The organism is Niabella digestorum (assembly GCF_036409055.1).
GTDB classification, from domain to species: domain Bacteria; phylum Bacteroidota; class Bacteroidia; order Chitinophagales; family Chitinophagaceae; genus Niabella; species Niabella composti.
On record NZ_JAZGLY010000002.1, the window covers coordinates 452,586 to 472,087 of the forward strand.

19 protein-coding genes are annotated in these 19,502 nt (G+C 40.2%); 12 read left to right on the forward strand and 7 right to left on the reverse strand.

Annotated features, from left to right (window positions below; genetic code table 11):
- The 6 genes from V2H41_RS04660 to V2H41_RS04685 all read left to right on the forward strand — a co-directional run bounded on the left by V2H41_RS04660 (position 1) and on the right by V2H41_RS04685 (position 7,339).
- The gene (locus V2H41_RS04660; RefSeq protein WP_330973966.1) at positions 1-966 is read left to right on the forward strand and encodes an N-acetylmuramoyl-L-alanine amidase family protein; all 966 of its coding nucleotides are present in this window, start codon (positions 1-3) and stop codon (positions 964-966) included.
- Positions 967-1,230: 264 nt separating this feature from the next.
- Positions 1,231-2,214 (forward strand): MlaD family protein, encoded by a 984-nt coding sequence (locus V2H41_RS04665; protein ID WP_330973967.1) that lies wholly within the window; start codon positions 1,231-1,233, stop codon positions 2,212-2,214.
- Positions 2,211-4,178: an OstA-like protein gene (locus V2H41_RS04670; RefSeq protein WP_330973968.1), complete on the forward strand. Its 1,968-nt coding sequence runs from the start codon at positions 2,211-2,213 to the stop codon at positions 4,176-4,178. Before V2H41_RS04665 ends, V2H41_RS04670 begins: the two co-directional genes overlap by 4 nt.
- A 28-nt stretch (positions 4,179-4,206) precedes the next feature.
- Positions 4,207-5,451, forward strand: a complete 1,245-nt coding sequence (locus V2H41_RS04675; protein WP_330973969.1) for an ABC transporter permease — start codon at positions 4,207-4,209, stop codon at positions 5,449-5,451.
- A 92-nt stretch (positions 5,452-5,543) separates the two neighbouring features.
- Entirely contained in the window at positions 5,544-6,584 is a 1,041-nt protein-coding gene (gene tsaD / locus V2H41_RS04680; protein ID WP_330973970.1) for a tRNA (adenosine(37)-N6)-threonylcarbamoyltransferase complex transferase subunit TsaD, read from the forward strand.
- A gap of 92 nt (positions 6,585-6,676) precedes the next feature.
- A complete protein-coding gene (locus V2H41_RS04685; protein WP_330973971.1) occupies positions 6,677-7,339 on the forward strand; it encodes a tRNA1(Val) (adenine(37)-N6)-methyltransferase in 663 nt (220 codons plus the stop codon).
- 2 nt (positions 7,340-7,341) lie between these two features.
- Here the strand turns inward: V2H41_RS04685 and V2H41_RS04690 are convergent, their stop codons facing one another.
- Positions 7,342-8,448: a Gfo/Idh/MocA family protein gene (locus V2H41_RS04690; RefSeq protein ID WP_330973972.1), complete on the reverse strand. Its 1,107-nt coding sequence runs from the start codon at positions 8,446-8,448 to the stop codon at positions 7,342-7,344.
- A 50-nt stretch (positions 8,449-8,498) separates the two neighbouring features.
- The gene (cmk, locus tag V2H41_RS04695; protein ID WP_330973973.1) at positions 8,499-9,185 is read right to left on the reverse strand and encodes a (d)CMP kinase; all 687 of its coding nucleotides are present in this window, start codon (positions 9,183-9,185) and stop codon (positions 8,499-8,501) included.
- Between the two features lie 103 nt (positions 9,186-9,288).
- On the opposite strand from cmk, the gene V2H41_RS04700 reads away from it, so the two are divergent.
- Positions 9,289-10,149, forward strand: coding sequence for a dienelactone hydrolase family protein (locus V2H41_RS04700; protein WP_330973974.1), 861 nt, complete (start codon positions 9,289-9,291; stop codon positions 10,147-10,149).
- Between the two features lie 344 nt (positions 10,150-10,493).
- Positions 10,494-11,855: a Gfo/Idh/MocA family protein gene (locus V2H41_RS04705; RefSeq protein ID WP_330973975.1), complete on the forward strand. Its 1,362-nt coding sequence runs from the start codon at positions 10,494-10,496 to the stop codon at positions 11,853-11,855.
- A gap of 179 nt (positions 11,856-12,034) precedes the next feature.
- Here V2H41_RS04705 and V2H41_RS04710 read toward each other — a convergent pair whose 3' ends face one another.
- Together V2H41_RS04710 and V2H41_RS04715 are read right to left on the reverse strand one after the other, a co-directional pair.
- A complete protein-coding gene (locus tag V2H41_RS04710; protein ID WP_330973976.1) occupies positions 12,035-12,817 on the reverse strand; it encodes an MBL fold metallo-hydrolase in 783 nt (260 codons plus the stop codon).
- Positions 12,818-12,876: 59 nt separating this feature from the next.
- Positions 12,877-13,179, reverse strand: a complete 303-nt coding sequence (locus tag V2H41_RS04715) for a hypothetical protein (RefSeq protein WP_330973977.1) — start codon at positions 13,177-13,179, stop codon at positions 12,877-12,879.
- A 117-nt stretch (positions 13,180-13,296) separates the two neighbouring features.
- Between V2H41_RS04715 and V2H41_RS04720 the strand changes: the two genes are divergently transcribed.
- From V2H41_RS04720 to V2H41_RS04735, 4 genes are all read left to right on the forward strand, one after another.
- A complete protein-coding gene (locus V2H41_RS04720; protein ID WP_330973978.1) occupies positions 13,297-14,514 on the forward strand; it encodes an HD domain-containing protein in 1,218 nt (405 codons plus the stop codon).
- 81 nt (positions 14,515-14,595) lie between these two features.
- Positions 14,596-15,639 carry a UDP-3-O-(3-hydroxymyristoyl)glucosamine N-acyltransferase gene (gene lpxD, locus V2H41_RS04725; protein ID WP_330973979.1) on the forward strand — a complete coding sequence of 348 codons (1,044 nt, stop codon included), beginning with the start codon at positions 14,596-14,598 and terminating at the stop codon, positions 15,637-15,639.
- 22 nt (positions 15,640-15,661) lie between these two features.
- Positions 15,662-16,426, forward strand: coding sequence for a sugar phosphate isomerase/epimerase family protein (locus tag V2H41_RS04730; protein WP_330973980.1), 765 nt, complete (start codon positions 15,662-15,664; stop codon positions 16,424-16,426).
- A gap of 19 nt (positions 16,427-16,445) precedes the next feature.
- Positions 16,446-17,132: an SMUG2 DNA glycosylase family protein gene (locus V2H41_RS04735; protein WP_330973981.1), complete on the forward strand. Its 687-nt coding sequence runs from the start codon at positions 16,446-16,448 to the stop codon at positions 17,130-17,132.
- A gap of 61 nt (positions 17,133-17,193) precedes the next feature.
- Here the strand turns inward: V2H41_RS04735 and V2H41_RS04740 are convergent, their stop codons facing one another.
- From V2H41_RS04740 to V2H41_RS04750, 3 genes are read right to left on the reverse strand one after another with little or no spacing between them, the layout of a single operon-like run.
- Complete coding sequence (locus V2H41_RS04740; protein WP_330973982.1) at positions 17,194-18,096, reverse strand: DUF4097 family beta strand repeat-containing protein; 903 nt, start codon at positions 18,094-18,096, stop codon at positions 17,194-17,196.
- The gene (locus V2H41_RS04745; protein WP_330973983.1) at positions 18,074-18,733 is read right to left on the reverse strand and encodes a hypothetical protein; all 660 of its coding nucleotides are present in this window, start codon (positions 18,731-18,733) and stop codon (positions 18,074-18,076) included. The genes V2H41_RS04740 and V2H41_RS04745 overlap by 23 nt, the downstream gene beginning before the upstream one ends.
- The gene (locus V2H41_RS04750; RefSeq protein ID WP_330973984.1) at positions 18,717-19,271 is read right to left on the reverse strand and encodes an RNA polymerase sigma factor; all 555 of its coding nucleotides are present in this window, start codon (positions 19,269-19,271) and stop codon (positions 18,717-18,719) included. The genes V2H41_RS04745 and V2H41_RS04750 overlap by 17 nt, the downstream gene beginning before the upstream one ends.
- Positions 19,272-19,502 lie beyond the last annotated feature (231 nt).

A 19,502-nucleotide genomic window follows, 5' to 3' on the forward strand; every position in this document is an offset into this window, starting at 1 on the left:
ATGAGGTTTTTTGGATATTGTTTAGGCCCACTTTTATGTTTTTTGGTTTCTTGCATCTTCGTAAGCGCGCAGAACCCCTCTAACAGGTCTTCTGTAAATACCATCATTATTGATGCAGGGCATGGAGGCACGGATGTAGGTGCCAGAGGTACCATTACCAACGAAGCCACCATTACGCTAGCAGTGGCTAAAAAGCTGGTTAAAGCTATGAGGGAAGAATTCCCCAATATTAAGATACTGGAAACCCGTCCTACGGAGGCATTCCCAGGAAATACTACCAATTCTGTTGCTGCCAATCGCTACCGTGCCGAATTTGCAAATGCCAATAATGGAGATCTGTTTATTTCTCTTCACTGCAATGCTGCAGGAAAAAAGCCGGGAGGTTGGTATGCACAAAAAGTGGTGGGCAGAGAAGCGCGGACCCGATATGTCAAAAAGGGTAAAAAAAGGGTGAAACAAACCTATTATGTAAACAAATATGCAAATGTGTGGGTGGAAAATACAGCTCGTGGTACTGAAACCTATATTTGGGCTGTCAATAAAAACGATCAGAAAGTTTCTTCCATCGGACAAGTAAGTCAGGATAACAACGAGGAAGGAGATTACTACAATGAAGAAACGGAGGATGCAGGGGCGGATACTTTAGCGTTGCCCGATCCCAACGATCCCGCAGAAAGAGCGCGGATGCTGATTTACGCCCAACATTATTTTAGAAAAAGTTATGCCTTGGCCACCCTGGTAGAAAAAGAATTCGTGGCCAGTGGCCGTGTGAGTAGAGGGGTGCAACAGCGTAATCATAAGGGTATCTGGGTATTACAAGCTACCGGCATGCCCAGTATTCTGGTCGAAATGGGATTTATTAGCAATAATGATGAGCAAGCCTATATGATGAGTGAAGAGGGACAGAATACCATCGTACGGTGCATTATCAATGCAGTAAAGACTTATATCGAAAAATATGGCTAAAACCAACTTATTTGCCTATTTTGCCATTAGAATACGAACTGTAAGTCGGAATTGCGAGGAGTAAACCTGTGAATATAACTGATTTTCAGATGAATTTAACAGGAGAAGAAATGAAAAATATTCATTTTTACAGCGAGAATCAGGGTTTTTGCCGCGTAAAACAGTCAGGAAAAGTTAGTGATCTGTACTAAATGTAAAATTATATGTGAGGTGGAAGGATTGAGAGTGCTATGACAAACTCACCTGTATTATAAGTGTAAACAAATGAAAATTTCAAACGAAGTAAAAGTAGGTATCCTGGCCGTAGTAGCCATAGTTGCTTTGATCGTCGGTTTCAGGTTTTTAAAAGCGAAAGATATTTTTAACCGTACACCTAAACTGCATGCTATTTTTAAATCGGTAGGAGGCTTGGAGAAAGCCAATTTTGTGAAAATAAACGGGCTTACAGTAGGTTCTGTATATGCCATGGAGCCTGCCGATGAAAATGTTACTGCGGTAAAAGTAACATTAAGTATTACCGAGAAAGTGAATATCCCTTCCAATTCGGTGGCTTATATAGAAGGTAGCTTGTTAGGTTCTTCCAATGTTATTATTGAGTTAGGAGATGCTACCACTAATCTCAAAGACGGAGATGTGATTCAAACCAAGGAAGAAGCAGGACTTTTAGGTAACCTGACTTCGGAGGCTAAGCCGCTGATCTCCAAGGTGCGTAATGTAGCCGATACGGCCACATTGCTCTTGTCAAATTTTAACAATATTCTTAATCCCGCAACGCAGCATGAGCTACAAGCTACGATAGCCAATTTAAGTCGCTCTACAGCCGCTTTGAATGCATTACTAAATAGCCTCAATCAGCCTTTATCGTCTACAATGGAGAATATGAATGCCATTACTTCGAATATCAAAAATCAGAATAAGGCTATAGAAGGCATCTTAAATAATGCCAATACGTTCACTAATGACTTAAAGCAGTTGCAACTTCAACGTACGATTGACAGCTTAAATGCTACCATTTCGGACTTGCGCACCACTATTACCGGTATTTCTGATCCTAACGGTAGCCTTGGGGCACTCATGCACGACCGTAAGATGTACAACAAACTGAATGATGTGTTGTTAAGTTTGGAAATATTGTTGGATGATATTCGTGTACATCCTAAGCGTTATGTGAATATTTCTGTATTTGGTAAGAAAAATAAATCCGGCGAGTTAACCGCTCCCGCAATAAAAGATTCGGTTCCCAGGTGATAAGGCAAGATTTTTTTAAAAGACATTTACTTTTTTCGTTAGTAATCATATTGCTGGGTTGTGTAGTAGCTTCCAGCGCTACACTGAGAACCCGCAAGACAGCTCCTGTTATTGTTACTTTACCACTACAGGATACCATCATTATTATACGGGCGAATACTTTTTCCTTGCAAAAAGATAATGACAGCAGCGATTTACTGATTGTAGAGGGTAATGTGCTGGCTAAACAAGGCACTTCGATCTTTAGAGCAGATAAGGCCATAAAAAATAATCGACTGAATACTTTTGAGGCGTGGGGACGTGTGCATATCACTGATGCTGATACCACACATATTTATGCCGACCATTTAAAATATTTTGGCACTACACAGGTGGCTCATTTGGATTGTAATGTAAAACTCACCGACGGCCGCGTGATACTTACTACTCCCAGTCTTAAATATGATATGACCACCAATATAGGCATATATAACAAGGGGGGTAAAGTAGTGAATGAGAAAACCGTCATTACCAGTACCGAGGGCGAATACTACCGGGATTTGCAGGATGTTTTCTTTAAGAAAAATGTATTGGTTAAAGATCCTGCATACGAAATCACTACAGATTCTCTTCAATACAATACCGGTACCCGCATTGCAACCTTTCTTACGCAGACACATATTGTAGACTCGGCACGCCGTACAATTGATACTAAGGAGGGCTACTATAATCTGAATACGAATCAGGCTGAATTCCGTCAGCGGCCTTTTATCAATGATGATAATAAATTTACATTGAACGCTGATGTGGTATATCTTGATGACAATATCGCTCGAGCTGAAGGGAATGCGGTGGCGGTAGATTCTACGCGTGGTACGATTATTATTGCCAATCTTATTTTTCAAAACAGGCTGAATGAAGCGGTCTTGGCCACTCAAAAACCTGTGATGATCGTTAAACAGGATAGTGATTCATTGTACGTGGCAGCAGATACTTTGTTTAGCGCCAAGCTGAGCGACTTGTTTGAAGAACAGGTTGTAACACCCGCAGAGCTTCCCGATACCGATGCCCCAACTGTAGAAAAAGATGATAGCTTATCCGTTCCAGCAATAACACCTACGGTTATGGAGCAAATTGCCGCAGTAGCTCCTGCAGCAGATTCGGTAAATATGCCTGTTATAAACGAAATGGACAGCTCGATAGTGGATGATGCAAAAGCAAACATACTTACACAGGAATTGGCAGACAGTACAGAAAAAGCAACTACCTTGTTACAGGCCGATACAGTAATCCCTCAGCGTGCCTTGCCTGCTCAAAATGTCAATACACCTTCAAAGGATGTCAATAAGGTAGCGGTGAAAAAAGATGCCGCAACCATTTCCACTACATTTGAGAAGCCTAAAACCACTGTAAACGATAGTACAGACCGATATTTTGAAGCTTTTCATAATGTGCGGATTTACTCCGATTCGATGCAGGCGGTGTCCGACAGTTTGTTTTATTCATTTAAAGATTCTATATTCAGATTATATAAAGATCCGGTGGTATGGGGAAAGGAAAGTCAAATTACGGGCGATACCATTTTATTGCACACGAAAAATAAGAAACCTCACTGGATGGAAGCATTTAAAAATGGATTTATCGTGAGCTATGTGGGTAGTGAAGCGTATAATCAGGTGAAATCCTCTCGTATTGATGCTTATTTTGTAGATGGTTCGTTGGACTCAGTCAGGGCTAAAGGATTGGCAGAATCGATTTATTATATACAAGACGATGATAGTGCTTTTTCTGCCGTTAATCATTCTACTGGTGATATTATCGACAGTTATTTTAATGAAAAGCAGCTGCACAAGGTTGTATTCAGAGGAAACGTTAAAGGCACGATTTATCCCATACAGCAAAAAAAGCCGGGCGAAATGAAGCTGGAAGGATTTATTTGGAAAGAAGCACTAAGGCCAAAAACCAAGTTTGAATTATTCGAATAATACCACTCACTAATCAAACTAATAAAAAGTGCGCAGCATTTTAGAGATATTAGGTAATAGCTTTGTAATAGCGTTGCAGGAGCTGTTAAAGAACAAGCTACGTACCTTTTTAAGTTTGTTCGGTGTCACCATAGGTATTTTCTGTATTATTGGCGTACTGGCCACTGTAAATAGTCTCAAGCGAAATATTCAAAATGAGATTAAGCAGATGGGCAGTAATATTATCTTCATAGATAAATGGGTTTGGGGTGGTGGTCCTGATTATCCTTGGTGGAAGTTTGCCAACAGACCTTATCCAAAGTATCATGAGCTGAAGCAGATAAAAGAAAGATCTCCCTCTACACAATACGCAGCTTTCTTTTATGATGTTACCGATAATCTTGAATTTTCGGGGTCTTTGCTCAATGGTGTAAAAGTATATGGCGTAACTGAAGAGTATAATGATATTCAGAAACTGACTTTCGATTACGGAAGATATATATCTGATGTAGAATTTCATTTCGGCACCAATGTAGCTGTAATTGGTCATGAAGTAGCCACTAAACTTTTTGTCGATCCTGAGCTTGCATTAAACAAGCAGATTAAAGTTAAAGGAAAGCAAGTGAAGGTTATAGGGGTAATTAAGAAGCAAGGTAAACAGCTTACCGGAGGGTGGGAGTTCGATCGATGCATGATTATCCCTTATCATTACGCCAAGACCATCTACCTAGAGCGATATTCTGACCCCAAAATCATGGTAAAAGGGTATGAACATATTACCAGTACGGTGCTTAAGGACGAGCTGGAAGGAGTGATGCGGAGCATACATAAGTTAAGACCCACTCAGGAGTCAGATTTTGCATTGAACGATTTAAACGATTTTAGTAAAGATGTTGAGGCCGCATTTGCAGGACTGAACATAGGGGGTGCTATAATTGGAGGTATCAGCCTTATTGTAGGACTATTCGGTGTTGCCAATATTATGTTTGTCACTGTAAAAGAACGTACTCCTCAAATCGGATTAAAGAAAGCGCTTGGGGCAAAAAATCATATTATACTTACAGAATTTTTATTGGAGTCGGCATTTCTTTGTGTGATTGGTGGGTTAATAGGTTTGATACTGGTGGCCGTACTGGCTATTATATTATCCAAGGCCTTGGAGTTTCCGGTATATGTATCGGTAGCGAATATGGTATGGACTTTTATAATTTGTGTGATGGTGGGAGTGGTTGCCGGTATTATTCCGGCCATGCAGGCTGCTAAAATGAATCCCGTTGTGGCTATCAGAAGCTGAGTAAATACTTGGTAAGACAGTGTGATATTATGGCCGACACTAAGCCCAAGAAGAGAAATATTAACATTTCAAATTAGCGATATTTTATACTGATGTCTGTTATATTAGCCATAGAGTCGAGCTGCGATGAAACGTCGGCAGCGGTGTGTGTAGACGGAAAGATTTTATCCAATAATATTGCTACTCAGGCGGTGCATGCACAGTATGGAGGTGTAGTGCCGGAGCTGGCTTCGCGTGCCCATTTGCAGAATATAGTACCTGTAGTAGATGTAGCGTTAAAGAAGGCCGGAAAGGAACTCAAAGATGTGGATGCGATTGCTTTTACACAAGCTCCGGGTCTTATTGGTTCGTTATTGGTAGGTGCTACTTTTGCGAAATCACTTTCGCTTGCATTAAACAAGCCATTGATATCGGTAAATCATATGCAGGCGCATGTATTAGCCAACTTAATACCAGATCGTAAACCGGAGTTTCCCTTTTTGTGCTTAACTGTCAGTGGAGGGCACACGCAGATTGTATTATGTAAATCTCCCCTAGATCTGGAGGTGATAGGAGAGACGATTGATGATGCAGCGGGTGAAGCTTTCGATAAATGTGCTAAACTATTGGGACTTCCTTATCCGGGAGGACCACTGATTGATAAATATGCCAGGGAAGGCGATCCTGCACGGTTTCAGTTCCCGGAGCCTAAAATCCCCAACTATAATTTCAGTTTCAGTGGTTTGAAAACGGCGGTGCTTTATTTTCTGATGAATGCCGGCAAAAGCCAGATCTATAAAGAAGCGTTTACCGCAACAGAAGAAGAGCGCAAGAAGTTTATAGAAGAAAACCTTTACGATATCTGTGCTTCTCTGCAAAATAGAATCATCACCATCTTACTGAAAAAGTTTGCTAAAGCTGCTAAAGATTTAGGAGTAAAAGACCTTTGCATTGCAGGTGGAGTTTCGGCAAATAGCGGTTTGCGACAAGCTTTTACCGAAATGGGGCAAAAAAACGGATGGAATACATTTATTCCGGAGTTCCAGTATTGTACGGATAATGCGGGTATGATTGCTATTACGGCATATTATAAATACCTCAATAAGGAGTTTGCCCCTTTAACCGTGCAACCCGCGGCTAGGGGATTTGAGTAAGTTAGATAGAGCATCGAAATTAAAACAGATTGTCTTTGGCCAATCCTTATTTTCAGTTTAAGCAATTTACCGTATATCACGATCGGTGTAGTATGAAGGTTACTACAGATGCCTGTTTATTTGGCGCGTGGGTAGCTCATGAGCTTCATGCTGCTTCTAGCCCAAAATATGAGATCTTAGACATAGGTAGTGGCAGTGGCTTACTAAGTTTGATGTTGGCTCAATCTATAAATGGCCATATAGAAGGAATAGAATTGCAAGACTCGGATTATCTTCAATCTTTGGAGAATGTTGCTCAATCGCCCTATGCAGAGCGAATACAGATTTTTAAGGGTGATGCGCTTACTTTTCCGTATGCGAAAAAGTATGATGTAGTGATCAGTAATCCTCCTTTCTATGAAAAGGACCTGAGAAGCGATAGCAGTGGTAAAAATATTGCGCATCATGACGACGGTCTGAAACTTGATGCGCTTGTAAAGCTGATACAGAAAGTGCTGCAACCCAGTGGTACATTTTATTTGTTATTCCCTGCTAAACGTATTCAGGAAATAAAACGGGAAATAGCGATAAGCCATTTATGCATCAATAAAATGGTATCTGTTAGGCAAACAGAAAAACACACGCACTTCCGGTTCCTGCTAAAAGGCTCTTTTTATGAAACACCCTTACAGCAGGAGGAAATAGTCATTAAAACTGATAATAATTATACTGACGCGTTCGTACGTTTGTTACAGCCTTATTATTTGTATTTGTGACTTTAAAGAGGGATCTTCTTCCCGGTTTCGACAGCTTTGTAAATCGCTTCGATAATTCTTAAGTCTTGAAGGCCTACTTCTCCGTCTACAGGGATCTCGGGCTTTTTGCCATCAAGTATGATAGCGGCCATTTCATCCATTTGGACGGTCTGATGCACTACAACGGGTGCATTAATTTCACCTTTATTAGAACGCGCTCTAATGGGGCCATACCCGGTTGCAGGCTGCATTTCAATAAACCCTCTTTCTCCGTTGAGGAAGAATCGGTCCAGATAATTCATATTATATGTGGAAAGGCATGAGGCTGTGGCGCCACTCTTGAAGCCGAACTGGAACAATATCGTTTCGTCCACTCCTGCTTTAAATTTCACAGGATCGGTTTTCGTTTCCTGTGCAGTAACCCAGATAGGCTCTTCACCTACCATATAGCGACAGCCGTTTATCGCATAGATGCCGATATCCATCAATGCTCCACCACCTGCCAGTTCTTTATTAAGACGCCATTGGTTAGGATTGCCTATGCGAAAACCACTAAGTCCTTGAAAGAATTTAATAGCGCCTAGTTCGCCCTCTTTTCTCATACGTACCGCTTCAAGAGTGTGCGGTTCAAAACGCATACGGTATCCTACCAGCAAATGCACACCGGCTTTTTTACAGGCTTCCACCATTTCTTGCCCTTCCTTTACACTAATCGCCATGGGCTTTTCGCAGATCACATGCTTGCCTGCGCGGGCTGCTCTTATAGTGTGGTTATGGTGTAAGGAATTGGGAGTAATCACATACACAGCATCTATATCGGGATTATTTTTAATGGAGTCGAAGTTTTGATAATTGTATCGATTTTTTTCAGGAACGTTATATAGTGCTCCCCATTCTTTCAGTTTTTCAGGAGTTCCACTGATGAGGCCTGTTACTTTTGCTCTTTTACAATCTTTCATGGCCTCTGCAACACGCTTTGCGTATCCTCCAAGCCCCATTAGTGCTACACGCAATACTTTTTCATTTGCGGGTGATTGTTGTGGATTGAAGGAAAATAACTGTGGGCCTACTAATGGTAAACCTGCAGAGACAACACCCATTTGTTTAAGAAATGTTCGTCTTGATTTCATGGCATGTAGTTTAGAGCAATGTGGATTATAAAATTAAACTTATCGACTTTTTAGCTATTGATAACATTTTGAGCAATCTTCAACACTTTTTGTAATTGTTCTTCGGGTGTGAGATTTGTAGTATCAATTTCAATGGCATCGCTGGCTTTTCTTAGCGGACTTACTTCACGATTGGCATCAATGTAGTCGCGCATTTCAATATTATGAGCTACCTCTTCAATAGTGATGTTAGGATTTTTTTGATATAGTTCCTTAAATCTTCTTTCTACGCGTACCGCATTATCCGCAGTAACAAATAATTTAAGCTCTGCATCAGGGAAAACGGTAGTGCCGATATCTCGCCCGTCCATGATAATTCCTTTTTTAGCCCCCATTTTTTGCTGCTGTTTTACGGCGAACTCGCGTACTTCAGGAATGGCTGCTACTTCACTTACTTTGTCAGCAACAATCATTTCCCGAATCAAATACTCCACGTTTTCGTTATTCATGAACATTTCTACTTTTCCGGTTTGCTCATTTAGTCTGAAGTCCAGATCCATTCCGTCAAGAGCATTGAGTATTTGTTCTTTATTATTAAAATCGATGTTGTTTCTCAGAAAATATAATGTAATGGCACGATACATGGCACCACTATCTACATACAGATAGTTGAGCTCTTTGGCCAGCTGGCGGGCAATGGTACTTTTCCCACAACTGGACAAGCCATCAATCGCAATGACAATTTTTTTCTCGCTCATTTAATTACTAAATAAATTTGTATAAAGGTAGAAATTAATCTTTAATCAGTAATTTTATTGTCTGCTAGCGATGCTTATTTAATCTGTGATATAAAAAAGTATAATGATGAAGTCATTTAAAATTGCATGTTTTAGTTTGTCTATTATCGCACTTTCTTTACTAAGCTGTAACGGAAACAATAATTCTAAAAACGAATCAGATAGCGATGCTATGAGTACAACAGATTCAACTGTCATTACAGAGTTAGCTGTTGATTATTCAGCAGGGGATCAAACTTTTAAGAGTTATGCCGCTTACAAGGAGGGTGGTGAAAATCTTCCTGTAGTACTGGTAGTACCCGAATGGTGGGGTGTTAATGATTACACTCGCAGCCGAGTGAAACAATTGGCTGAGCTTGGTTACTTTGCCATGGCCGTAGATATGTACGGTGATGGGAAAACTGCAGACGATCCGGCTACAGCGGGCGAACTGGCAACACCGTTCTACAAAGATGCTCAGTTAGCAAGAAAGCATTTTGAAGCAGCACTCGAAAAGGCAAAAAGCTTTAATCAGGTAGATAGCTCCAAAATCGCAGCTATCGGTTATTGTTTTGGAGGATCCATGGTATTGAATATGGCACGTTTGGGGCTTGATCTCAAAGGCGTTGTCAGCTTTCATGGCGGTTTGAATGGAGGGTTACCACCGGCTCAGAAAGGTTCTATAAAAGCAGCCCTTTTGGTTTTACATGGCGAGGCAGACTCTATGGTGCCTGAGGAAGAAGTAAAGGCGTTCAAAAAAGAAATGGATGAGGCTGAAGTTAATTATAAATTTATAGGGTACCCAGGTGCCAAACATGCATTTACGAATCCCAATGCTACAGCTGTTGGGCAAAAACATAATATCGATGTAGCTTACGACGAAACAGCAGATAAAGCTTCTTGGGAAGAACTAGTGAGCTTTCTCAGTTCTGTATTCCAATATTAGGGACAATCGTTTGCACAAACAGTATAATTAAGGGATAATCAGCGTTTCTTAATAGCTGTTTATCCCTTATTTATTGTATGCATTCTCCAGTTGTAGTAATGGGTGTTTTGATATGTTGTTATCATGATTAATGCAATCACTCAAGTATTCCCTATTAGAGTTTATGGTGTTATGAGAGGGAGGAAAATGAATAAGCATAAGCATAAGAAAATATTTCTATGACTATTGTTGAACGAATGCGCAAACGATTGAATGATATTTAATGTTGATTACTGATTATTTTCGTAGAAGTGATACTACAATTGCTTCCATAGCATCCTAAAAATTTAAATTTTTTACAGGAAATGAAAAGAAAAGACTTCGTTAAAAGCACTGGGGTGGTCATGGCAGGACTTTCTGTAATGCCCGCTAACAGTGTGTTTAGTATAATCGGAAAACCACAGGCGGGTTTAAAAACTGCTTTAATTGGTGTTGGCGCCAGAGGGATTACACACCTCGATCTACTGCTCCGCAGGAATGATGTGGATGTAGTGGCTGTGTGTGATATCGATCCAATAATGATCGAAAAATCTAAGCAGCTGGTTGCTAAAGCAGGAAAAAAGCAACCGCAGTATTTTACAGAGGGAGTGGATGCTTGGAGGAAGATGCTAGAGTTGAAGGGTATTGAAGCCATCATCATATCTACTCCCTGGGAGCTTCATAAGCCTATGATTATAGAGTCTCTGGAAGCCGGTATTAAATATGTAGGTACCGAAGTAGTATTGGGTATTACTTTGCAGGATCACTGGGATGTAGTAAAGGCAGCAGAAAAGTATAAAGGTCATGTGATGATGCTGGAGAATGTATGTTATCGGCGCGATGTGATGGCAGTGCTAAACATGGTGCGTCAGGGTATTTTTGGTGAGTTGATTCACTTACAAGGAGGCTATCAGCATGATTTGCGGGGAGTGAAATTCAACGACGGCAAAACCCCTTACGGTAAAGGTGCTGAGTTTGGCCCTGTGGATGGTTACTCAGAGTCCAGATGGAGAACAGATCATTCTGTACATCGCAATGGAGATTTGTACCCAACTCATGGCATCGGTCCTATTGCTCACTACATCAATATTAATAGAGGGAACCGTTTTATTTCGTTGAACTCTTTTGCATCTAAAGCAAGAGGCTTGCATAATTATATTGTAGAAGTAGGCGGTCCTAACCATAAAAACGCTAAGGTGCAGTTTAAACTGGGTGATGTGGTTACCACCCAGATTGCTTGTGCCAATGGCGAAACCATTCTACTACAACATGATACCAACTTACCCCGTCCTTATTCGCTGGGTTTCAGAGTGCAGGGCACCAAAGGATTATGGATGGATGTAGCAAAAAGCATTTATGTGGAAGGTAAGTCCCAATCTCATAAATGGGATGAAGCTAAAAAATGGCTGGACGAATACGACCATCCTTTATGGAAAAAATATAGCCAGGATGCTGCGGGAGCAGGACATGGAGGCATGGACTGGTTTGTTATAAATTCGTTCATTGAGTCGGCCAAGCGTAAAGAGCCCACTCAAATGGATGTGTATGATGCAGCGGCTTGGAGTGCTATCACACCTTTAAGTGAAATGTCCATTGCTCTGGGTAATGAGACGGTGGAGTTCCCAGACTTTACGGGCGGAGAGTGGATGTATCGCAAACCGGTATTTGCACTCAATGACGATTTCTAACAATTCATCTTTGCATAGCTAGCGCTTTCTTTAGGGTAGAACTAAAGGAAGCGTTTTTGTATAAAAAAACCGTCACCTCGTGACGGTTTTTCATTTGTTCGTGTGTTTCATAGGTTAGGCAAACAATTGAGGTCGTACAGTTGCAAAAGTATAGATTTTTTTATATAAACTAACAAATGTTAGTATATTTTTAGTTGTAAGCCGTCATATGAGAGATGTTTGCCCGGAGGGAGTATACGTGTTATTGCATCGTGGGTGCCCAACTGATGCGACATGTGGATAAAATAAGTGTCGGATACACCCAGTTCATCAGCAATTGCTATCGCTTCCTGTAGAGTAAAGTGGGATATATGTTTTTGGTGACGTAGCGCATTGATTACCAGTATCTTACTACCTTGTATTTTATCTTTGGAGGCATCGTCGATACGGTTGGCATCGGTAATATAGGTAAAATCGCCTAGTCTAAACCCTAGGACGGGCATATGCAGATGCCACACAGGAATAGGAATAATGTGCAGATCGCCAATAGTAAAACTTTCGTTTTCCTGAATAGGATGCAGATTGATGGAGGGCACACCGGCATATTTTACCTCCGTAAAAGCATAATCAAATTCGGTTTTGATTCTATCTAGGCTTTGGACACTGCCATAAACATCCATCGGCTTCTGTTGAAAGAAATTGTATGCACGCACTTCATCTAATCCTGCGATATGATCTTTATGCGAGTGTGTAATCAACACGGCGTCTAGCTTCGTGACGTCGTGAGTAAGCATTTGCTGTCTGAAATCGGGACCGGTATCAATAACAATAGTAGTAGTAGGGGATTCTATTAGAATACTAGATCGTAGGCGTTTATCTCTGGGATCTGAAGAGGTACATACCTCACATTTACAACCTATCATCGGGACACCCGAACTGGTACCCGTACCCAAAAACGTGATTTGTAATTGAGGATATGACAAAACGTTAGAGTCGAAATGATAATGAACAATGAAATCAGGATAAAAATATTATTTATTACTCAATTTTTACCCGTTGAGTCCTCTTTAGGTAAAGGCCCCTTCTCATTCTCAAATATTTCGGTATAAAACTTTTTGGAGTTCTCGTCAAGCAAATTCGTGTCAATTTCCAGCTGAGGGATAATTTCCAGTAATGTATTAATACGTCCCTCAATTTGCAGAAACTTATTAATTACAATTACCTTCTTATTGTCCAATATACAATATCCGCTTTGAAAATTACCACGCTCATACCGCAGTATATAGCCGCATTGTTCAGCAATGGTCTCGAGCTTATCTAACGTGTTTTGTGTATATCTGATCATATTGTTTATTGCCCCGCAAAGATAAAGATTTAAAAACAGGCTAAGATACTATGTGAATATTGTGGGGAATGATACAAAATAGGCAGTAGCATCATACATTTGCATTTTTAATAAATTATGCCACAGGCACGCAAAATTATCAATGATCCTGTTTACGGGTTCATTACCATAAACCACCCTGTATTATTACGGGTAATTTCTCATCCGCTGTACCAGCGTTTGCGCAATATACACCAAATGGCTTTTGGTTATCTCGTTTATCCAGGAGCCGTACATAGCCGTTTGCATCATTCTTTGGGTGCTTATCATCTAATGTGCACTGCATTAAATGAGTTGAAAGGTAAGGGGGTAGAAATTACCGAAGATGAAGAGCTGGGCGCTAAACTGGCTATCTTGCTGCATGATATTGGGCATGGTCCTTTCTCGCATGCACTTGAAAATGAATTGATAATAGGAGCCCATCATGAGAAGATTTCTTTGTTGATTATGCAAAAGCTGAATATGGAGATGGATGGTGCGCTGAACACAGCTATTGAAATCTTCACTAACAGGCATCCCAAAAAATTCCTCCATCAGCTGGTTTCGGGTCAGCTAGATACCGATCGTATGGATTATCTCACCCGTGATAGTTTTTTCACCGGTGTAGCCGAAGGGGTAATAGGCTACGATCGTATTATAAAAATGCTTTGTGTGAAAGATGGTAATCTGGTAGTGGAGGAAAAAGCTATTTATTCGATCGAAAAATTTCTCTTGAGTCGCAGACTCATGTATTGGCAGGTTTATCTGCATAAAACAGTGGTAGCAGCTGAAAAAATGCTGATTATGATTATCCGCAGGGCAAAGGAACTGATAGCAAAGGGAGTACCTATCACTGCGGCAACTGCCCCTCTTAATAGATTCTTACATGCCAGAGACACTTCGGTGAATATAGAGGAATTGTTAGATGACTTTTGCAGTATGGATGACCATGATGTAATGGTAACGATAAAGAATTGGTGTAGGCATGAAGATAAAGTACTCTCTACCTTATGTACAGCCCTTATTCAGCGCAAAATCATGCACATCAAGTTACAGGCCCGGCCTTTTGATGAGCAGGTGCTGATTGATAAATGTAAAGAGCTGGCCCAAGTGATGCAAGTTAGTGAAGAGGAAGCGCGATACTTTGCATTTAGCGGTGAGGCTACCAATACATTGTATAACTTAAACGAAGAAAATATCAGTATTTTGTATAAGGATGGTACGCTGAAGGATATTTCTCAAGTAGACAATGCCATTATCGACGTAAAGGCCAGTGAACCTGTTAAAAAATATTATATCTGTTTTTTGCGCCTGTAGCTCGGGTGCCATAAGTTTTTAATATTTTTACCCGTTGGGTTTTCGATCTTAATCAATAAATTATTAATTAAATATTAAACAATGTATTTTTCTGCTTCGCAAATTGCATTAATGATTGGGGGAAAAGTGGATGGCGACCCCAATGCTACTGTGAATTCATTCGGTAAGATTGAGGAAGCTGGCGCGGGGCAGTTGAGCTTTCTGGCAAATCCGAAATACGAAGAATATTTATATATTACCAAAGCTTCTATCATTATTGTAAAGGAATCACTGGAGCTCAAACATCCAGTAGCCTCTACTTTAATCAGAGTAGGCGACCCTTATACAGCCTTTGCTACCTTATTGCAAAAATATCAGGAGTTCATGCAGCAACAGCTGAAAGGGATTCAGCAACCTTGTTATATTGCGCAGAGTGCGAAATATGGAGAAAACGTGTATATAGGCGCTTTTGCGTATTTGGGTGAAAATGTAAAAGTAGGTAACAATACCAAGATTTACCCAGGCGTCTATCTAGGTGATAATGTAACTGTTGGCGACAATTCTGTGATTCTCCCTGGGGTAAAAATTTTGCATAATTGTGTTATCGGTAATAATGTAACCATTCATGCTGGAACCATCATAGGAAGCGATGGCTTCGGATTTGCACCGCAGGCTGATGGTAGTTTTTCCAAAGTACCCCAAATTGGAAATGTAGTGATTGAGGATGATGTAGAGATAGGAGCTAACTGTACTATTGACAGGGCAACGATAGGCTCTACTATTATCCGGAAAGGAGTGAAGATGGACAATCTTATTCAGATTGCCCACAATGTAGAAATTGGTGGTAGCACAGTAGTGGCCGCTCAAGCGGGCATCAGCGGTAGTACCAAGGTAGGTAAGGGTGTGATGATTGGTGGGCAGGCTGGCATTGTAGGGCATCTACATATTGGTGACGGAGCAAAGATTAATGCACAGAGTGGTGTGAGTAAGAGTATTGAACCTGGCAAAGCAGTGACCGGTTCTCCTGCTCATGATTATGCAGCTGCTTTACGCAGTCAGGCACTAAGTCGTAATCTGCCGGATATCGAACGTCGCATTAAGCAATTAGAGCAGCTTGTGCAACAACTGGTAAAAACTACTTCATAAAACTTTTTTCATCTTTCCTGAAATGACGCTACGTATCGGAGCACAACTATGGTCTTTGCGAGAAATACTTCAGAAAGACCCTATGGGTACATTATCGTTGCTCTCCGATGTTGGGTATCGTTATGTAGAGCCTGCCGGATTTAGTGTTCAGGATAAAACAATTCAAGGATTCAGACCTGAGGACTTAAAAACGATGGTAGAAACACAGGGGATGAGTATGCCTTGTGGCCATTTTTTCTTTCTTCCGCAGGAAGTTCATATTGTGTGTGAATGCGCTGCTCAAATGGGGATGCAATATATAGTACTACCCTATTTAGAAGATGCGTATAAATTATCAAAAGATACCTATAAAAAAGCCGCTGAAATGTTAAATGAAATAGGAGTCATTGTTAACTCCTATGGTCTTCGACTGGCATATCATAATCATGCTTACGAATTTGAGATGCTAAATCAGCAACATCCCTTTGATATATTACTTGAAAATACGGATCCGAACTTTGTATTTTTTGAAATGGATATGGGATGGATGGAGTACGCCGCTCAATCTCCTTTGTCTTATTTTGAGCGCTATGCCCATAGATTCCCTTTGTGGCATCTGAGAGATTTAGATGCTCAAACAAAGAATACTACCATTATCGGAAAAGGTATAGTGGATTTTAAAGGAATATTTGAAAACCAACATCAGGCCGGACTGGAGTACGCTTTTATTGAAATGGCCTCGGGGACTACTGCATTGCTGGAGAAGATGATACAAAGTATACGGAACTTACAACAGTGCTTAAGTTGAGGAATATAATTAGAGGATTATGGCGCTCACTTTTGCAGATAGGGTAATTGCATTTAATCAAAACTTAAAGTACATCGGTAAACTGCCTAAAGGTTTTCAGGTGATGAATCCCTATTTAGACAATCCTGAAACTTTGATAGTAATGCAGCAGTTTTACCATAAATATTATGGTGATCACAATAAACGAAGGTTCTTGATTGGTATTAATCCTAGTAGGCATGGGGCAGGGGTAACAGGGGTGCCTTTTACCGATACCAAACGCTTGGCCGCTGCCTGTGGTATCGAAATGAAAACGGCCCATACCCATGAAATATCATCGGTGTTTATGTACGACATGATTGAGGCCTATGGAGGGCCGAAACTTTTTTACCATGATTTTTATATTAACTCGCCATTTCCACTGGCTATTATTCGTAATGTAAAAGGCAAATGGGTGAATGCTAATTATTATGACGATCCTGAATTGTATAAGTGTGTAAAAGATTTTATGATACAATCCCTGAGGGAGCACGTGAAAATGGGTTTGTACACAGAGGAGGTATACGTGCTAGGAAAGAAAAATGCCGGATATATTGCTGCTTTAAATAAAGAGGCACAATTGTTCGGTAAGATTCAAATACTCGAACACCCCCGTTTTATTCAACAATATAAGTCGAAAGAAAAGCAGTATTATATAGAGAAGTATCTTTTAATGTTAAAGCAATAGTAGTTTGTTGATATTCTTAAGTGTAAATTTTCTTTTATTTTGAAAGTGTATCTGAAAAATTTTATTTTAAAGTTATATTGCCGAAGCTAGCGCTAATATTAACCGGCACTTTTCCTGAACCTTTTACACCCTTATAGGATTTGTCAAAGGTAGGTCCGTATCTTTTTTCTCTGGTTTGATTTACAATTTCGGTTCCGCTCAGATTTTTTAGGTCTCCATAGCTGGTGGATATCTGAAAGGTGGCATCTAATGCAGGGGCAATTTTGCATACAATGTCCGAGTAGCTGGTTTTAAGATCCAGTTTTTCAAGAGCATTGTGTAATCCTAAGTGCACCCCACTACAAAAATCGATTTTCCCACTTACTGTGCCTGTAAGCTTGTCAATATGGAGTTTAGAATAGGAAATTTTAATATCTCCACCATGAATCGCAGTAGCGTTCAAGCCTCCAAATTTTACTCTTATACTTTTGACATTAGCGATACTGCCTACCGAAAGCTCTCCGAAGGCCTGGTCGATGTCTATAACGCCCTTCCAGTCGGGAAGGAAAGTGTTTCCAAACTCATTTTTTATTTCCAATGGATTGGAAGAAGGCATATAGATAACATAATTAACTTCCATTTTGGACTGTGAGGATTTTCCTCGGGCCGTGCTTCCCGAAAACCGTGTAGTAAATGTTATAGATGTACCTGCACGACTTTCAATGTTGATATGATCCAATAATTGTTGGGCCATTCTTTCATCCTTTGCAGAAGTAATGATGGTAGCTTCTACTTTTACTTCGTTGCGGTTCCAAGAATTGACTACAACTTTCCCGAATTTGTTGGATATTTTTATCACCTGATTACTTTGCAAGGGGTAGCTCTGTGTATAGGTTTTGATCTTCTCTGCATAGTGAGCATGCGCTGTAATGGTACGGCAGCAGATTGCAATTAACAATATGCTAAAGACTTTTATAGTTTTCATTTTTCTTCTTTTGAATTTCCTTTAAAATATTCAATTGTTTGTTAAGTAGATCAGCTTGCATTTTAAGATTTGTAATCATCGCTTCTAATAGCTGCTCTCTGTTAAGACCTTCTTTAAATTGTTGCTTTAATGCTTTATATTCAGATTCGAGTGCTTCCATATCGGTTGCAAATTCTTTGGAGAGCTCTGGCTCGTTTTCTGTTAGTTTCGCCATCTGCTCCTGTTTAATTTCAATAAGGCGTGAATAATGATATAAAGCCTCCTCCTCTAGGGCATCGGAAGGTGTCTGTTTTTGGTCAGCCAGTAGGGGACTGTTGTTCGATTCTTCCGTTTCCGGAATGGGTACCATCAGCCCTTTGTTGGAGTCTGCCGAGGGCGGAGGAGTTTGTGTATGAGTGATTGTAGGGGAAATATTTTTAGAAATGGTGGTCTGATAAATGATAATGGAAACAGCTAAGAAAACTGCAACTGCTGCGGCAATGCGCATCCATTTATGAGAGTATACTTTTCCCGACTGTTTATCAGGGATGTTGAGCTCCCTTTCAATTCGGTGCCAGAGGGCATCGGATGGTGTGCACTCATCAAAAGTTTCTTTATGTTGTTGTATAAATGTTTCCAGTTTACCTTTTCTGTTCATAATTGATAAACTCCATTATTTTCTTTTTGGCTCTGTGATAAAGGGTACGCACATTATTATGCGAAAGTTTTAGCATTAGCGCGATTTCTTCTTGAGGAATGCCGTCTACCGCATATAAATTAAAGATGATGCGATGCCGGTCTGGAAGTTGCGCAATAGCTTTTTTAATCTGTTCGATATTATAATCCCACTGTTCTTCATCAAACTCATCCTCTTTCAAGGAGCTAAGATTTGTGCTGTCTATGTCTGAAAAATATACTTTTCTTTTGCGGATTAGATTAATGGATTTGTTTATAACAATTCTGCGTAGCCAAGCTTCAAAACTACTTTTGTAAGTAAAACGATCCAGATTTTTAAACGCATCTACGAAAGCTTCCTGTACCACATCTTCTGCATCGGCCAAGTTGTTTAGTATACGCATGCTGCTACTTAACATAGCCTTGCTATATTGTCGGTATACCGCGTAATAGGCAGTTCTATCTCCAGTACGACACCGTTCAACCAGCGGGTCAATTGCTATTTCTTGTACTATCTCCAAATATGTACCGTTGTTTTTATATCTAATAATAGCTAAAAACATCGAAATGTTACACTCAAAGCTTTCCTTATATTTTTCACATAAAGAGTAAAAATATTTCATCGATAAAATAGGTGTATTCAGCGAACAAGTAGTGGCATTCGGCGAATGTTTTCTTCATGAGATGATTTACAGATTTTTTTTGCCCCGTTTTATTACGCCCTTGTGAATTAAAAGTTAACCCTGTAAATC

Excerpts from the sequence above, each read along its gene's own strand:
- V2H41_RS04660 (WP_330973966.1), top strand. The coding sequence starts at position 1 with ATGAGGTTTTTTGGATATTGTTTAGGCCCACTTTTATGTTTTTTGGTT.
- V2H41_RS04665 (WP_330973967.1), top strand. The coding sequence starts at position 1,231 with ATGAAAATTTCAAACGAAGTAAAAGTAGGTATCCTGGCCGTAGTAGCC.
- tsaD (WP_330973970.1), top strand. The coding sequence starts at position 5,544 with ATGTCTGTTATATTAGCCATAGAGTCGAGCTGCGATGAAACGTCGGCA.
- V2H41_RS04685 (WP_330973971.1), top strand. The coding sequence starts at position 6,677 with ATGAAGGTTACTACAGATGCCTGTTTATTTGGCGCGTGGGTAGCTCAT.
- V2H41_RS04690 (WP_330973972.1), bottom strand. The coding sequence starts at position 8,448 with ATGAAATCAAGACGAACATTTCTTAAACAAATGGGTGTTGTCTCTGCA.
- cmk (WP_330973973.1), bottom strand. The coding sequence starts at position 9,185 with ATGAGCGAGAAAAAAATTGTCATTGCGATTGATGGCTTGTCCAGTTGT.
- V2H41_RS04700 (WP_330973974.1), top strand. The coding sequence starts at position 9,289 with ATGATGAAGTCATTTAAAATTGCATGTTTTAGTTTGTCTATTATCGCA.
- V2H41_RS04705 (WP_330973975.1), top strand. The coding sequence starts at position 10,494 with ATGAAAAGAAAAGACTTCGTTAAAAGCACTGGGGTGGTCATGGCAGGA.
- V2H41_RS04715 (WP_330973977.1), bottom strand. The coding sequence starts at position 13,179 with ATGATCAGATATACACAAAACACGTTAGATAAGCTCGAGACCATTGCT.
- V2H41_RS04720 (WP_330973978.1), top strand. The coding sequence starts at position 13,297 with ATGCCACAGGCACGCAAAATTATCAATGATCCTGTTTACGGGTTCATT.
- lpxD (WP_330973979.1), top strand. The coding sequence starts at position 14,596 with ATGTATTTTTCTGCTTCGCAAATTGCATTAATGATTGGGGGAAAAGTG.
- V2H41_RS04730 (WP_330973980.1), top strand. The coding sequence starts at position 15,662 with ATGACGCTACGTATCGGAGCACAACTATGGTCTTTGCGAGAAATACTT.
- V2H41_RS04735 (WP_330973981.1), top strand. The coding sequence starts at position 16,446 with ATGGCGCTCACTTTTGCAGATAGGGTAATTGCATTTAATCAAAACTTA.
- V2H41_RS04740 (WP_330973982.1), bottom strand. The coding sequence starts at position 18,096 with ATGAAAACTATAAAAGTCTTTAGCATATTGTTAATTGCAATCTGCTGC.
- V2H41_RS04745 (WP_330973983.1), bottom strand. The coding sequence starts at position 18,733 with ATGAACAGAAAAGGTAAACTGGAAACATTTATACAACAACATAAAGAA.